14 protein-coding genes and 2 tRNA genes are annotated in these 16,128 nt (G+C 41.7%); 11 read left to right on the top strand and 5 right to left on the bottom strand.

The features are described from left to right. The first annotated feature begins 37 nt into the window (after window positions 1-37). Window positions 38-108, top strand: a tRNA-Trp gene (locus T357_RS0102925). Between the two features lie 76 nt (window positions 109-184). Here T357_RS0102925 and T357_RS0102920 read toward each other — a convergent pair. Together T357_RS0102920 and T357_RS22300 are read right to left on the bottom strand one after the other, a co-directional pair. Next, the gene (locus tag T357_RS0102920; protein WP_031548452.1) at window positions 185-442 is read right to left on the bottom strand and encodes a type II toxin-antitoxin system RelB/DinJ family antitoxin; all 258 of its coding nucleotides are present in this window, start codon (window positions 440-442) and stop codon (window positions 185-187) included. A gap of 168 nt (window positions 443-610) precedes the next feature. Beyond that, complete coding sequence (locus T357_RS22300; RefSeq protein ID WP_442944859.1) at window positions 611-760, bottom strand: helix-turn-helix domain-containing protein; 150 nt, start codon at window positions 758-760, stop codon at window positions 611-613. Between the two features lie 290 nt (window positions 761-1,050). Between T357_RS22300 and T357_RS0102905 the strand changes: the two genes are divergently transcribed. The 6 genes from T357_RS0102905 to T357_RS0102875 all read left to right on the top strand — a co-directional run bounded on the left by T357_RS0102905 (window position 1,051) and on the right by T357_RS0102875 (window position 6,359). Beyond that, window positions 1,051-1,410, top strand: a complete 360-nt coding sequence (locus tag T357_RS0102905) for a DUF5640 domain-containing protein (protein ID WP_029200653.1) — start codon at window positions 1,051-1,053, stop codon at window positions 1,408-1,410. 303 nt (window positions 1,411-1,713) lie between these two features. After that, window positions 1,714-1,950: a type II toxin-antitoxin system RelB/DinJ family antitoxin gene (locus T357_RS0102900; protein WP_031548447.1), complete on the top strand. Its 237-nt coding sequence runs from the start codon at window positions 1,714-1,716 to the stop codon at window positions 1,948-1,950. A 74-nt stretch (window positions 1,951-2,024) separates the two neighbouring features. Continuing rightward, window positions 2,025-2,678 carry an IS607 family transposase gene (locus T357_RS0102895; protein ID WP_197027300.1) on the top strand — a complete coding sequence of 218 codons (654 nt, stop codon included), beginning with the start codon at window positions 2,025-2,027 and terminating at the stop codon, window positions 2,676-2,678. Beyond that, window positions 2,611-3,771, top strand: a complete 1,161-nt coding sequence (locus T357_RS0102890) for an RNA-guided endonuclease InsQ/TnpB family protein (protein WP_044915987.1) — start codon at window positions 2,611-2,613, stop codon at window positions 3,769-3,771. The genes T357_RS0102895 and T357_RS0102890 overlap by 68 nt, the downstream gene beginning before the upstream one ends. A 567-nt stretch (window positions 3,772-4,338) precedes the next feature. After that, window positions 4,339-5,550 carry a MalY/PatB family protein gene (locus T357_RS0102880; protein WP_031548441.1) on the top strand — a complete coding sequence of 404 codons (1,212 nt, stop codon included), beginning with the start codon at window positions 4,339-4,341 and terminating at the stop codon, window positions 5,548-5,550. Window positions 5,551-5,702: 152 nt separating this feature from the next. Continuing rightward, entirely contained in the window at window positions 5,703-6,359 is a 657-nt protein-coding gene (locus tag T357_RS0102875) for a M15 family metallopeptidase (protein ID WP_044915984.1), read from the top strand. Window positions 6,360-6,558: 199 nt separating this feature from the next. Here T357_RS0102875 and T357_RS0102870 read toward each other — a convergent pair whose 3' ends face one another. From T357_RS0102870 to T357_RS18935, 3 genes are all read right to left on the bottom strand, one after another. Further along, window positions 6,559-8,694, bottom strand: a complete 2,136-nt coding sequence (locus tag T357_RS0102870) for an FAD-dependent oxidoreductase (protein ID WP_031548437.1) — start codon at window positions 8,692-8,694, stop codon at window positions 6,559-6,561. A gap of 489 nt (window positions 8,695-9,183) precedes the next feature. Then, on the bottom strand, window positions 9,184-9,588 hold the full coding sequence (locus T357_RS0102865; RefSeq protein ID WP_031548435.1) for a type II toxin-antitoxin system HicB family antitoxin: 405 nt from the start codon (window positions 9,586-9,588) through the stop codon (window positions 9,184-9,186). A gap of 1 nt (window position 9,589) precedes the next feature. Next, window positions 9,590-9,760, bottom strand: coding sequence for a type II toxin-antitoxin system HicA family toxin (locus T357_RS18935; RefSeq protein WP_044915981.1), 171 nt, complete (start codon window positions 9,758-9,760; stop codon window positions 9,590-9,592). A gap of 326 nt (window positions 9,761-10,086) precedes the next feature. Between T357_RS18935 and T357_RS0102855 the strand changes: the two genes are divergently transcribed. From T357_RS0102855 to T357_RS19905, 4 genes are all read left to right on the top strand, one after another. Then, entirely contained in the window at window positions 10,087-11,217 is a 1,131-nt protein-coding gene (locus tag T357_RS0102855; RefSeq protein WP_031548433.1) for an MBL fold metallo-hydrolase, read from the top strand. Window positions 11,218-11,220: 3 nt separating this feature from the next. Beyond that, entirely contained in the window at window positions 11,221-13,104 is a 1,884-nt protein-coding gene (locus tag T357_RS0102850) for an ABC-F family ATP-binding cassette domain-containing protein (protein ID WP_031548431.1), read from the top strand. A 386-nt stretch (window positions 13,105-13,490) separates the two neighbouring features. Further along, a tRNA-Ser gene (locus tag T357_RS0102845) sits at window positions 13,491-13,575 on the top strand. Window positions 13,576-13,750: 175 nt separating this feature from the next. Further along, window positions 13,751-15,646, top strand: a complete 1,896-nt coding sequence (locus tag T357_RS19905; RefSeq protein WP_049962231.1) for a PIN domain-containing protein — start codon at window positions 13,751-13,753, stop codon at window positions 15,644-15,646. The last annotated feature ends 482 nt before the right edge of the window (window positions 15,647-16,128 follow it).

Below are 16,128 nucleotides of genomic sequence, written 5' to 3'. Positions count from 1 at the left end.
AGTATTATAAACGAGTCGCTTGAGACGAGCGACACACAGGGGTTTCATCCAATGGTAAGATATCGGTCTCCAAAACCGCTCATGGGGGTTCGAATCCCTCAACCCCTGCTCCATAAAAGGGCAGAAGATAAGGACTTCCGAGGTTTCGGAAGTCTTTTTTTCGTTATTTCAGAAGGATATTTCCTTAATCATTCAGATCCTCCATAAGTTCATCTATGGAAGAAAAAGAAGCCATCTCACCTTTTTCTGCTTCCTTTATTGCGTTTAATGTCACCGCATTAGGTATATCTGCTGAAATAGGGAAAGGTATGCCTTTACTACGTATTACTTGTTTTAAATAAATATTAATAGCTGTAGACATATCCATTCCGACTTCTTTAAAAATATTATTAGCTTCTTTTTTTACATTTTCCTCAACTCTTATAGTGATTGTACTGCTCATAGCAACGCCTCCTTTGTACTAATAGTGTATTACATCATTGATACATCGTAAAGTTGCAATCCGAGAGTTTATTGAATATTTATGAATCTTTAAGGATCCGGGTGTAGTCTAAACAGGGAATTTTTTCGTTGTTCACAAGGGGTTTTAAAAAATACAGAACAGAAGAATCTAAAGAATAAAAAAGAGGCTAGGAACGATCTTTTTTCCAGTTTTAGAGTTGATATTTTTTTCGAGCATCCATACATAAGTCTTTGACATACCACTGACTTTTGCAAAGTCATCCATGCTCATATGATGTTCTTTTCTATAAGCCTTAATAATATTCCCCAGGAGAATGATTTATCTGGATTTTGGAAATATCAAAATGAAGTTATTCATATATTTGACGACAATACTTTTGAATGGGTTTCCTTTGGATCAAATAAAAGAGACTCGGAATTTGGAAAATATCTATATAGTTATAAAATTGGCAGAGTAAGCGATTATACTTTGTTGTTTGAAAAAACGTATACTTTAACACCAGAACAGATGAATCCGGCGAAGTTCCTGAATCCGAAGGAACTGTAGCATCAACAGAGGATCTTGAAGAGACAACGGCAGAGGAAACATTGGCTGAGACAGAAGCTCTGATAGAAGAAACCGTTCCTGCAGAGACGACGGCACCGGCGGAGACATTGGCAGAAAAGAAAAAGGAGTACCTTACCATGGAGGACATGGAAGGACTCTGGAGCATCGATGACATCACTTCCTACCGCTTCACAAAGAGTGGATCAGGGGCTCTGGTACTTCCGGAGCACAGCTACAGCTTCGACTACGAGCTAGAAGAAGATACTCTCAAGGTAGATTTCGAGAAGAGTAACCTCAGGGACTCAACCTTCAAGGTATCTATCGTGGATGGAGTCATGAACCTTCAGTGTCTGGATGAGTATTTCGAGAATGAGTATGAGCTTCACAAGGCTGAGGATTGATTCAAAAAATGGTATATAATGTCATTCACACCATAACAATGGATGATTAAAAACGAAGACAGCTATGTTTTATCTGCATTTTGACAGGAAACATAGCTGTCTATTTTTGATCTTTTTAAAGGTTTTGCTGAATTTTAAATAAACCATTTATCTACCACTTATCTGTCACATCTTCTGGGAAATCTCTGAACGCGGTACGTACAGGATATGCTTAGGCAATATGCAGTCATTTGATTGCAATATTCAATCATTTGATGTATATTTTAGATAGTTGTATTGTTTTTGATTTGGAGGATAGATATTATGGCTGCAATTACTCTTCGCATAGATGATAAAGAAAAGAAAGAACTTGATAAGGCTCTTGAAGCAATCGGTATGAATGTGACTACTTTTTACTCAATATACACCAAGAAATTCCTAAGAGAAAAGCGTATTCCTTTTGATATAACAGTTCCTGACGAAGATCCTTTTTATTCAGAAGCTAATCAAAAGCACCTAAAAAAAGCTATCAAAAGACTTGAAGGAGAAGTCTCTAAGTAATTTGGAACATTGACATTAGTGATTAAATGTGTTTAAATGTACTCATGGAGGGCATTATTATGAACACTTCTAATATTACTAATTACAAGCCAAAAGATTTTGCTGAATTATTAGGAGTTTCCGTCAAAACGTTACAACGTTGGGACAGGGAAGGTACTCTAAAAGCAAATCGTACTCCAACTGATAGGCGTTATTACACTTATGACCAATATCTTCAGTTTAAGGGTATAAATACAGAGGACGATAATCGCCAAACTGTTATTTATGCCAGAGTGTCTACAAGAAATCAAAGGGATGATTTGCAGAATCAAGTATCATTTTTACGACAGTTCTGTAATGCTAAAGGAATTATCGTAGACCAATGTATTGAAGATTATGGAAGTGGGCTAAATTACAACCGTAAAAAATGGAATCAGTTATTAGAAGAAGTAATGGAACAAAAAATCAAAACTATCATAGTTACACATAAGGATAGATTTATCAGATTTGGCTATGATTGGTTTGAAAAATTCTGTATGAAGTTCAATACAACCATAGTGGTAGTGAACAATGAAGAACTATCACCACAAGAAGAACTCGTGCATGATATTGTTTCAATCCTTCATGTATTCTCTTGTAGGTTGTATGGACTTCGTAAGTATAAAAAACAAATAGAAGGGGATGAGGAAATTGCTAAAGAGCTTCAAGACGGAAATAAATCCGACAGTCGAGCAGAAAATCAGGATTAACAAGACGATTGGTACTTGCAGGTACATCTACAACTTCTATCTTGTTCATAACAAAAGCTTATATGGTAAAGGCGAAAAGTTTATGACGGGCAAGAGTTTTAGTGTATGGCTTAATAATGAATATATTCCGAATAATCCTGATAAAACATGGATTAAAGAAGTATATTCAAAAGCTGTAAAGAAGTCTATTGAAGATGGATGTACTGCATTTACAAGATTTTTCAAACATCAGAGTGCTTTTCCTAAATTCAAGAAAAAAGGCAAATCAGATGTGAAGATGTATTTCGTAAAGAATAATCCAAAGGATTGCAGATGCGAGAGACATAGACTAAACATTCCAACTTTAGGTTGGGTGCGCCTTAAAGAAAAAGGCTATATACCCACAACTAAAGACGGATGGAAAATCAAAAGCGGTACAGTATCTATCAAAGCAGGCAGATATTATGTATCAGTCCTTGTTGAAATACCTGATGTCAGGATTGCCAATAGTAGCAATGACGGCATAGGAATCGACTTAGGCTTGAAAGACTTGGCGATTGTTTCAAATGGCAAAAGATACAAGAATATCAATAAGTCAGCAAGATTAAGGAAAATTGAAAAACAACTGCGTAGAGAACAAAGGTGCCTATCGCGCAAGTATGAAAATTTAAAGAAAGGAGAGTCCACTCAGAAAAATATACAAAAACAAAAGCTTAAAGTACAGAAGCTTCATCACAGGATAAACAATATCCGTACTGATTACATCAATAAAACAATAGCTGAGATAGTGAAAACCAAACCGTCTTATATAACTATTGAGGACTTGAATGTGTCGGGAATGATGAAGAACATGCATCTTTCAAAAGCTGTTGCATCACAAAAGTTCTATGAATTTAGAGCTAAGCTAAAGACTAAATGTGATGATAACGGCATTGAATTAAGGATTGTAGACAGATGGTATCCGTCATCTAAGATATGCCACTGCTGCGGTGCTATCAAGAAAGATTTAAAACTTTCTGACAGAATATATCGTTGTTTATGTGGCTATATTGAGGATAGGGATTTCAATGCAAGTCTTAATCTTAGAGATGCTATAGCTTACGAAGTTGCATAATCAAGCAAACGTAAGTATGTACTGCGGGCTATCGCAGGAATTTACGACTGTGGAGTGTACAAGAACTTGTAAGTAGCGTATTGCTTGCAATCGCCAAAACATACACGTTGAAGCAGTAAGAAGTATCCGTGAGGACTTCAATTTCTCGATGTGAGTATATTTACACACATTTTGAGTGGCAGCACGACCTTATTGAAGACTGATGAAACTCATATGGGATGAAGAAGCATGGGACGATTATGGGATCACCAACCACTTTCTCTATCTACATTCAACATTAATTTATAATTCAATTTGGTCTCATTTTTGGTCACCAATGCCGAAAACCTTAGGAAATCCAATGGTAAGATATCGGTCTCCAAAACCGCTCATGGGGGTTCGAATCCCTCAACCCCTGCTCCATAGTGCAGAAGAAAGGATTTCCTGATAAGGAAATCTTTTTTTGTTTTCTTTTGCATTGTTGCATCTAAGCAACCATCTAAATCATACACGATTCCCAGTTTCTGGCGTATAATCATTGTATACTTGAAGAACCGGAAAATACTCCGGACTTTACAGGAGGATTTAATGAAATACGATTTTGTTTCCATTATGGACAGGAAAGGCAGGGATTCTATTGCCGTTGATGGTCTCGGCACTATGCCGGGATTTACTCCTGAACTGCCAAAAGAGGGTTTTGATATCATTCCGATGTGGGTTGCGGATATGAATTTCCCTACTGTGCCCACAATACAGGAAGCCATAATTGAGAGAGCCAAGCATCCTGCATTTGGTTACTTCAATGCAACAGACGAATACTTTAACTCCATTATCAAATGGCATGAAACAAGAAATTCTGTGTCCGGGCTCACAAAAGATGATATAGGATATGAGAATGGAGTGTTAGGCGGAGTAATAAGTGCACTGAACGTGTTCTGCTCCAAGGGAGATAATGTTCTCGTCAACAGTCCCACATACATCGGTTTCACCATGTCCCTTAAAAACAACGGATACAATATCGTGCATAGTCCGCTTTACATTGATGATCAAAACATATGGCGAATGGATTTCGATGATATGGAAAAGAAGATCATCGAGAATAAGATTCATGCCGCTATTTTCTGTTCTCCCCATAACCCTTGCGGGCGTGTTTGGGAGAAGTGGGAAATAGAAAAGGCCATGGAGCTTTTCAAAAAACATGATGTCTTCGTAATCTCTGATGAAATATGGTCAGATATCATTCTGAATAATCACAAGCATATTCCTACTCAGTCAGTCTCGGAAGATGCGAGAATGCGTACGGTAGCATTGTATGCCCCCTCTAAAACCTTCAATCTTGCAGGACTTGTGGGCAGCTATCACATAATTTACAACAAATGGATAAGAGACCGTGTCGAGAAGGAATCCTCATTATCTCACTACAATGAGATGAATGTATTATCAATGCACGCCCTCATCGGAGCTTACAAGCCGGAGGGATACGAATGGGTAGATGAATTAAAAGCGGTACTCAGCGAAAACATTAATTATGCGTGCGGTTATATAAAGGATCACTTCGAGGGCGTGGAGGTTTGTAAACCACAGGGTACATATATGCTTTTTGTCAACTGCACAAAGTGGTGTGAAAAGCACGGAAAAACCATTGACGACATTGAACATGCAGCATGGGACGTTGGAGTAGCCATTCAGGACGGAAGAATGTTCCACGGCAATTGTCACCTCAGAATGAATCTTGCACTTCCATTGTCAAGGGTTCAAGAGGCATTGAAAAGATTAGACAACTATGTGTTTAATGCCTGACTTTGAGAGATTTTACCGATGGAAACCATATACGATTTCATAGTATAATAATAGGGTTACTTTTGTTTTAATAAACTAAAAATCGAGCCAATTAGATCTGTATCTGTATGACAGAAATAAACGGCAAAAACCATTAGTAACAGAGGAGGATTATGAAAGCCGATTATATAAGTGAAACAACAGACCCTTCAGATTTTGTGCTTCTTTCAGATTATGTTCCCGGTGTCATCCAGGAGATCAGATATTTTTCTACCTACAATTTCATCGGAGACCGTATAAACGGTTATGAAGAGCCCTGCGCCATCATAACGAAAGAAGCTGCAAGGGCAATGAAGAGTGCCGCTGATGAACTAATGGTCAAGGGTTACCGCATCAAAGTATTTGATGCCTACCGTCCTGCAACAGCAGTTAAGCATTTTATCCTTTGGGGAATAGAAGATACGGACATCCGTATGAAACCTTATTTTTATCCGGATCTTGAAAAGCAGGAGCTTTTCTCCACGGGCTACATAGCAAAGCAGTCAAGCCACAGCAGGGGTAGCACCGTAGACATTACCCTTCTTGATATGAAAACCGGAAAGGAAGTTGATATGGGCGGACCTTTTGACTTCTTTGGAGAGTTGTCGCACCCGGATTTCAAAGGAATAACAGAAGAGCAGTTTGAAAACAGAATGCTCCTTCAGGATGTCATGGTCAGAAACGGATTTAATACTTTCCCCTTTGAGTGGTGGCATTTTACTTTGAAGGATGAGCCATATCCCGAAACCTATTTTGAATTTCCGGTTTCTTCGGAATACCTGAGGAAATGATCTCTGCTTCCAACCGGGAAGTATTTTTATACCGGTGTTCCTGACTCACCACCTTCAAAAAAGTCATAGAGCCACAGAGCGGTTCTGTTCAATTTAAAAACAGGATGTGAACAATATCTCAGTTCACATCCTGTTTCTTTAGATTGTGTTGTCAGGAACCGAAGCTCCCTTTAACAGTTTTAAATGTCACAGCATCATATCAGCCCTGTGTGGCAACATTCTTTCCTGCGATACGTCCGTAGGTGAAGATGTCAGCAATAGCATTACCGCCGAGACGGTTTCCGCCGTGAACACCTCCGGTAACCTCGCCGGCAGCGAAGAGACCTGTTATAGCCTCACCGTCCTCATTAACAACCTGACCGTCAGTGTTGATAACGATACCGCCCATTGTATGGTGGAGAGAAGCCTTTCTCGGAGAGATAACGATTCCTACGTCAGGATTGCTCTCGATAGCCTCAAGGTCGATGGCACCTGCAAGAACGCCCTTGCCGAAGTCAGGATCTGCCTGGTTCTCAACATAAGAGTTGTACTTCTCGATGGTCTCACGAAGAGCTTCCTCTGTAAATGCAGGAGCTACACCGGCAGCTGCTGTCTTTGTGGCCTCAGCAAGTTCTGCAAGAGTTGAACCATACCAGACATGTCCTGTCTCTACCATGTGCTCAACAGTATTTCCGAAAAGACTTGATGAAGGATCAGCACCTTCGCACTTTCCGGTATCCTTTGAAGAACCGGCATAAATGATATAGAACACGCCATTGTCAAGACCGAGAGAAGCCTTTGCAAGTACGTCACGCTCAGCATACTCATTTACGAAACGGTTGCCTTCACCATCGATCCAGATCTGCTCTGAAGCATCAGCCCAGATACCGTCTGTCATAGTTCCCTTTACAGGTGAAGAAGAAGGCATGAGCTGTGATACACCCATATCTACAGTGTCAGCTCCAACTTCCTGAGCCATAACGATACCGTCACCGGTATTGGTTCCTACGTTAGTTGTAAGAGTATGATCTGTCAGGTCATCACCCCAGTACTTATCGTACTCCTTGACCATTGCAGGGTTAGCACAGTATCCGCCGCAGGCAAGAACAACACCCTTTGAAGCATTAAGTGTGACCTTGGTTCCGTCGGCCTTCTCAGCATTAACACCGACAACCTTGCCGTCAGCGTCTGTGATGAGTGACTTTCCTGCAGTCTCTGTATAGATAGTTACGCCTTCCTTATCAGCAGCAGCCTTAAGAGCCTCGATAAGAGGAGCGCCGTTCTGGTAAGCGTGGGTTCTCGGCCACATAGCGCCAAGTACGGTGTAAAGAGTTTCTCCTGCTCCCTTATGGCTTGCAGTCTCGATTCCGAGATCGCCTGTCCAGTCATAGGAATCCAATGCATTCTCCGCAAGATTTCTTGCAAGATCGATGTTGGAAGCTACCCATGATCCGTCATTCATCTCTCTTAAACCACCTGTGTAGATGTGCCACATGTGAAGAGGGATAGAATCATAACCCGGCATATCCTTGCCGGCTTCCTTGCCTTCATTGTCCTTGAAGAACTTTGTAAGGTCATCCTGAAGATCTGTAAGAACCTGCTTCCACTCAGGGAACTGATCGAAGTGAAGATCCGGATCGTCAGCCTTAAGTGCGAGGTACTCGTCCAATGTATTCTTCTCGGCAACACTCATTACGCGCTCAGCCTGTGCCTCCGGGTCAACAGCATTGAATGCACCGCCGGCCATCATGGTATCACCACCGAGAACAGAGCCTTTCTCGATAAGAGTAACCTTTGCGCCCTGCTGTGCAGCAGAGATAGCAGCTGAAAGTCCGGCTCCGCCGCCACCTACAACAACTACATCCTGATCATAGGTTTCATCAGCGCCTGCTTCTGCATGCCACTCATTGGCATCGAGAACTGTAAGGTCAAGACCTGCTTCCTCAGCTGCCTTTCTCGCAGCGCTCATGATGGCATTGGAGCAGAGAGTAGCACCTGTAACTGCGTCAACCTTTGTTGTCTGATGCTCAACAATCTGTGCGGGAATTCTTTCCTTTGCAACTGTTGTGAGAGAATCTGTCTCACTGATCTCTGTGAGGTCAACCTTTGTGATCTGTCCGTTTTCTACAGTGAGCTTAACTGTAACAGGGCCCTGCATTCCGGGAGCAGTTCCCTCGAACTCACCGCTAACACCTTCAGATGCTCCTGCGGCAGTTGTTTCGGCTGCGGCTGTGGTTTCCTTAGCTGCTTCAGTTTTCGCAGCCTCGGTTGCTGCCGGTGGTGTAGTTGTAGATCCACAGGCTGTGAGAGCTATGGATGCTGCAAGACCGGCAATTAATGCTTTGCTTTTTCTCATACTTTCCTCCTAATTTCGGGCATGAGATTGCCCTTAAATTCTTTTAAATTATATCATGATTTAAGTATCTACATAGCAAGAGCCGTTAAATAATTATCAAAAATTGTATTAGGAAAATTTATCAGGTGAATAAAAGAATATGCCGAAAATTTGCAATGGGTAGGGCAGGACCATTTAATAAAAACTTTTCAGAGCACGAAAAAAGAACCTTGAATCGATGAAGCACTCGCCATCTCATCTAAGGTTCTTTTTTCATCACGAATCGTTTCAGATCTGTGAAGCACTCGCCACATCTCTTTAACTTGATTGCATTGTACTTTTTTTCAAACTTTTTGTCAATAAAAAATATTTTCTTTTTGTAAGAAATTTCTAAAGTATTTATAAACAAAAATTATAGCCATATATCATTCACGATTGTAAATCGCGGATAACATGATAAACCCCATCGGTCGACCGATGGGTTTTTAACAGAATTCATTTCACCAGGCTTTACGCATATCTCTCTGCTAAAGCATCTTGCAAAAACCTGGAAACATTTAGATGCTCCTGCTCAGCACGACGATTCATCCAGTTTGGAAGGGTAACATTGCGTCTTACCATTTTGTTGTCATTCTTCCTGCGATACTCATCAAAATCGATATCTACAAGTGTTTTGATTCCTTTACCAACTTCAGCAAATGTACCCTTTGAAACATCGATATCGTCAATATCAGACGGTTCAGGAATCGAATCGCCGTTATCCTGCATGGAAATCCCGGTTAACCCGATAGCATCCCTAGCCATAACAACGGCTTCCTGAATGCTTTTAGCCTCGGTTAATATCTCAAGATCAGGTACTTCAATTAGAATATCATCTTTGTCTTTAGTTAAAATCACCGGATATACTGTAGTCATTTCACGCCCTCCATTTCTTCAAAATAGCGTCTGCAAGTTTTTCATTTATTTCACGATGTCTGGGAACCTTTTCTATGTCTTTTCCTCTACGATAAATATCGTGATTAGCGCCGTTTCTTTCAAAAACAAATCCAACAGCCTCTAACCTCAAAATCAGGTCTCTACGTTTCATTAATGCTCCTTAATTATATCATAATACACATTTTATACACACTATCCGATTTATAAAATTTTCCCGAAATACTCGATACCACCAAAATCTAGAAACAGCCAGATTGGCAAATATTATTTCTGTGATACCCAAAAAAGACTGAACTGTTACAAGACTAATGATTAATGTGTTTTTCAAATTGAAAGCATATCACAGCCAGATAAAAATGCATATTGTCTGAATTTAGACCATACAGAGAGATAATAACAAGAATCACTTAGCTTCCTTTTCTGTACTCCAAATCTCTGCTATAATCCTTTGAAAGCATTAACATTTTGGTGATAACTATGGAACAACTTGAATTTTCAAAAGAAATATTACCGGGAATTTACAGAGTCACCCTGACAGACAGAACCATTGAGCAGGGCGTCAGCGAAATACAGATCTTCATCATAAAAGGGAAGGAATCCGTGCATGACGGAAGAAGTATCATGATCGATACCGGATTTAACAATGATGCCTGCATGGAAAAGCTTACCTATGCACTTTTGGAGCTTGATATTTCCCCTGAAAAGCTCGATGTCTTTCTCACCCACAGACACCATGACCATTGCGGTTTGGCAGGCAGGTTCGCCAAGAATGGAGCACGCCTCTTTATGAACCGGATGGAAGAGCGCCATCCCTATGACTGTCTCGCCTACAAAGTAAGTGATGAGTCAGTGGAGGCTCAGAAAAAAGTTTTATATTCCTGCGGCATCACCCCTGACAAGACTCCGGAAGTATGGCAAGCTTTCAGCAATGTTTCCAACCGGGTACAGAAGCACGGCCAGTGGGTTCTTGCCATCTGGGGTTTTCCCTACAATGATGTGGAACCGGGAGATGTGTTCCGGTACGGAGACTACGAGTTCGAAGCCTTCCCGCTGAAGGGTCACACCTACGGGCAGATGGGCCTTAAGGACTATAAGCATAAACTGTTTTTCACAGCGGATCAGCTGATTCATAAAGTTTCCCCCATCGTTGCCACCACCTATCCCGACGAACACCTTTTGCAGGGATTCTTTGATTCCCTAAAACATATAAAAGAAGAATGTCACGACTGGACCATCATCCCTTCCCACGGCGAGATAATCGAGGATATAAGCGGAGACGTGGATAAGACTGTATTCAGCTATCTCAGCAAGACAACCGATGTGAGAGACCTTTTGAAAAGCATTAGCCAAACAGAAACGGGTTCCTCAAATGATACAATGAATCATCGCCGGGACGAGTCTGTTCACACAGCAAAAAATCACAGTCTAACCACCCATGAAATCTCGGAGAAGATATACAAATTCACCCGCCCTCCCGAGAACGACGACGAGTTCTTCCTATATAAAATGACTGTGACCAAAACCTACAGTCTGCTGGAATATCTATACGGAATCGGCTTTATAGAAAGAGAGCTGAAGGACGGAATTTTTTATTGGAGTCTTAAATAAAACATGGCACAAAACAACATCATCACTATAGAACATTTATCCAAAGTATATACAGAAAGAAAGATCTTTGAGGATACCGACTTTTCCATGCTGGAGGGTGAGAAGGTGGCACTCATAGGCATTAACGGAACCGGTAAATCAACGCTTCTGAAGATCGCGGCGGGCATAGAAGAGCCTGACGAAGGTAATATCGCAAAGCGTAGAAACCTGTCCATCCGATACCTTCCTCAAACACCGGAATTCGATCCCGAAGACACTATCCTTGAGGCTATTCTCCATGACAATGAGGGCAAGGAACATGTCTGGAATCTGGAAACGGAAGCCAAAAAGTTCCTGTCAAAGCTTGGTGAGAATGATTATGACAAGAAGATAGGCACCCTTTCAGGAGGTCAGAAAAAGCGTGTCGCTCTGGCAAGCACACTGCTGTCAACGGCGGACCTTCTGATTCTGGACGAGCCTACGAACCACTTGGACGGAGCCATGTCCGAATGGCTGGAAGGTTATCTCAAGAACTTCCGTGGTTCCCTCCTTATGGTGACCCACGACAGATATTTCCTCGATGAGATCTGTGACCGTATCGTGGAACTTGACCAGGGAAAGCTGTACAGTTACAAGGCAAATTACCAGGGATATCTGGAGCTTAAGGCTGAGCGAATGGATATCGCCCGGGCACAGGAACGTACCCGACAGAACATTCTACGAAACGAGCTTAAGTGGGTAATGCGCGGCGCCAAAGCAAGAACCACAAAGCAAAAAGGCCGCCTGCAGCGTTACGAAAAGCTGTCTCAGATGCACGGACCAACAGAAGAGGAAGAAATCAAGTTAAGCTCCATCAAGACCCGTCTCGGTAAATCAACCATCGAGATAGATGATGTCACAAAGGGCTTTGACGGACAGACCCTTATCGATCATTTCACCTACAACTTCCTAAGAAATGACCGAATCGGCATCATCGGTCCCAACGGCGCCGGAAAATCAACTCTTATAAAAATGATCACCGGCTGGGAGACTCCGGATTCCGGAGAAATCCGTATCGGCCAGACCGTAAGGATAGGATATTTTTCCCAGGAAAACGAAGAACTTGATGGAAATCAGCGTGTAATCGACGCCATGACCTCCATCGCAGAGTACGTTCATACCACCGATGGTCTCGTCAGCGCCAGCAACATGCTGGATAAATTCCTTTTCCCACCATCACAGCAGTACATGAAGGTTGAAAAGCTGAGCGGAGGTGAGAAGCGCCGCCTGTACCTTCTGAGAGTTTTAATGTCTGCGCCGAATGTCCTGATCCTGGACGAGCCTACCAACGACCTTGACATTCGCACCATGACCATACTTGAAGACTATCTCGACCATTTCGACGGAATAGTCATTACCGTATCTCATGACAGATTTTTCCTTGACCGTGTAGTAAACCGTATCTTTTCCTTTGAAGGCAACGGACATATATCTCAGTATGAAGGCGGTTACACCGATTATCAGGTAGAGTATCTCCGAAGAAATCCCGATGCTGAAAGCGTATTTGCAAGTGCCGGCTCCATTTCAGGGGTTGGTAAAGCAGCCAAGGTTACCGGTGAAGCCTCGGGGTCAGAATCAGATACATCCGATGCAGCTAAGGGCGATGGCAAGAAGAAGCGTTTTATCGGTGAACGAAAGCTCAAAATGACTTATAAGGAGCAAAGAGAATGGGAGACTATTGAAGCCGACATCGAAGCTGCCGAAGCAAAGGTTGCCGAACTGGATGCAGAAATTCTCAAGAATGCCAAGGATTTCATCAAGTTAAACGAACTGACCAAGGAAAAAGAGCAGCTCGAAAACCTGCTGGCAGAAAAGATGGATCGATGGGAATATCTGTCTGATCTTAATGAGAGGATACAGTCACAGTGAAAATTCTTTTATTAAAAAGGCGCAGGCTTAGTTGTGGCTCCCCGAAAATCGTAGTGCCGGGGTCAGATTTGCGTCAAATTAAATATCTGGCATATTTTTACAAATAATTATTATTTTTTAATTATTTTCTCCCAATCTATTGACACACCGCCATTCTTAAGATTACAATGGCATTAGTCACAAGAGTTGACTTTTTTAACAAATCAGAACAGTAGGGAAACCTATTTTAGTTCTATTTCTTTTTTTCCTTTCTTTTCAAGAAGACAGCCCCTCGGGGCTGTCTTCCTGTTTCTAAAACTTTTTCTGTTATAGTCCTTGCCTACCAGGGATTTCAAAATTATTCTTGACGAACCTTTACAGCTTTGCTATTATGATGTAGCTGTTATGACGAGGTGTGATAATTGGTAGTCGGCCAGCCTGGAAAGTTGGTGCCCGTTTTACGGGTTGTGAGTTCGAGTCTCATCCTCGTCGCTTGAAGAAACCGGTTCAAAAGAACCGGTTTTTTTGTTATAATCATTTAAAAATTTGTACAGATAAATATGGCATAAGAAACATGTTCAAACCCATCGACCCCTTTTGGGGTCTCAGACTTTTTATTCATGGTTTTGAGCGAAAGCATTATGCCGAAAAAGCAGGAGAATCTTACGTGATAATTTTAGTTGATTTTGAAAACACCCATGTATCCGGGCTTGAAGGATACGAGTACCTTGACGACAATGATACTTTGGTAATGTACTACAGTGACGAAAACAGCGCTGTCACTAAGGGCATGGTAAATGACCTGAAGAAGAAAAATGTTCATGTCAGCCTCGTAAAACTCTTAAAACAGCACAGTAATGCTCTCGACATGTACATTGCCTCAACCACCGGAATGTTCCTTGAATCCGGTGAGAAGATCTGCATCGTTTCCAAAGACAAAGGTTATGCAGCCGTTCGTGATTTCTGGCACAGTCTGAGAGGCGCAGAAATACTTCTCGGGGAAACCATAAAAGAATGCCTCCTCAGTTCAGAAAAGAACGATGACGAGCGCATCCGTCTCTGCAAAGAAAGATCCCAGAAAACGAATCTTGTGGATGCCTTCGCAACCATGAATACCATCCCTACAAGGCCTACTCTCAGTAAGGCAAACCGGAGAAGACGGGGACAGAACATTAACTTTACTGAAGTTACAGAGCCTGCCTCCCTTATTCCTAATCCTCTCATGATGGAAACCCCGGCGGACCAGCTTGCAAAGCAGATGAAGGATCAGACCGCTGAGTCTGCTGCTGAAAGCAAGTCTTCCAAAAACAAAGATTTCGGTGACAATTCAAAGAAAGATTCATCAAGAGAATCATCCAAAGAATCAACCAGAGAATCAAATAGAAAAGATCGTTCGAGATCTGAGAAAGCCTCAAAGGATTCGGAGAAGGCCAATACTAAGGGTTCTTCAGCCAAGGCCGACACTTCAAATCATGATGATAACCTCAAAAAAGAAGAACCGCAGGAAAAACCAAAGGCACTGATTAAGTCTGCACCTGAGAAAACCGCAATCATACCAAGACCTGAACAGAGAACAGCTCTCGTAAAAACAGAGCCTAAGTTCGATCCTAACCGTGTTCAGTTCGTCTATGATCCGGCTTCCCGCTCAATGAAAAAAGTGGAAAGTATCTTCGATAAACAGGAGAAGGAGACAGAAGAGAAAGCCACTGATGTAAAAGCAGATACACAGGCATCTGATAAGGATAGCTCAATCCCAAATGCAGAAATAACAAAGGAAAATGATACCCCCGTTATTGCTGCAGCAACTGCTGAATCCGCAACTGCTGAAATGAAGAGTGATAACTCTGATGAAGAAAAAGCAAAGGTTGAGCTCACCAATGATGCAGAAAAAGGCGTTGCTGCTTCTGAAGTCACTACTGAAGAAACAACATCTCCGGTTCAGGCTGAAGATGCTTTGAAACAAGAGAAGAAGTCCTCCAAAAAATCTTCTTCAGCAAAAAACAAGAAATCCGAGAATCAAAAACCCGGCAGAAAGACTAATAAGAAGACAGAAGCCAAGTCCACTGTAAAGTCAGAATCTAAATCCGATGAAACCTCAAAGGACTCAGGTGAAAGTACAGATCAGACTGCTTCTGCTTCAAAATCCACAACTGAAAAGAAGGAAAAGAAGCAGACCGGTAAGAACACCAAGAAGACCGCCGGCAAATCAAAATCGACCAAGGGTAAAACTAAGGAAACTTTAGATTCATCTAAGGTTTCCGATAAAGAAGAGGATAGCACCAGGAAATCAGCCGAAGACACAGACAACTCTTCAAGAAGCAAATCCACTTCTTCAAAGAAAGAATCAAAAGCCAAGGCTAATGACGAACAACAGGTTGCCCCTGATATGGAAGCATTGCAGACAGAAGCCATGACAAGATATGGTCTCACTGCCAACACACTTCATACCTACTATGTTCGTCTCATGAAAGCTTATGGCAGAGAACAGGGCCGTGCACTTTATGATGTAAGTAAAAAGGCAGTTCAAGAAGACATCAAAAAGAGGAAGGCCAGTAATAGCTAATCATCTGATAAATTTTCTGATCTTTAATTAATCAGCTCATGTAACAATGCAGCCATGGATTTTGCTTGGCATATCCATGGCTGCATTATTCAACGACGAAATAAAATCAATCAGATCAAAAAAATGATTGAATGAAAAGTTAAATTCCACATGTAAAAGTAAATTCCATACTGAAGACTAAATTCAGTTTTTTGAGGGTTTGACATATTTTGTCAAACCCTTTATTGTGGAATTTAGCCACTTGAATGATGTGTAAATTGAAAAAAGCGTATGCGGTCGCTGACAACTGGAATTGCGTTCTGCAAGACTGAATTCCACCTGCCTAAATGGGGTGTTATTGGTGGCTCTCGTTCGCAGATTTTTATCATTTTACACTTTCGTTCAGTGGCTTTAAATTTATGTATTGGCACCGTCCGCCACCCTTGACAGGTGCTCCAAGAAACGCTCTTCGGCCATTGCCGACGATGAGGAACTCAAGAACA

Origin of the sequence: Oribacterium sp. FC2011, from assembly GCF_000701645.1 — a bacterium.
Lineage (GTDB): Bacteria > Bacillota > Clostridia > Lachnospirales > Lachnospiraceae > Oribacterium.
Note: the sequence above shows the minus strand (reverse complement) of the source record. Positions and strands in the feature narration are given on the sequence as shown.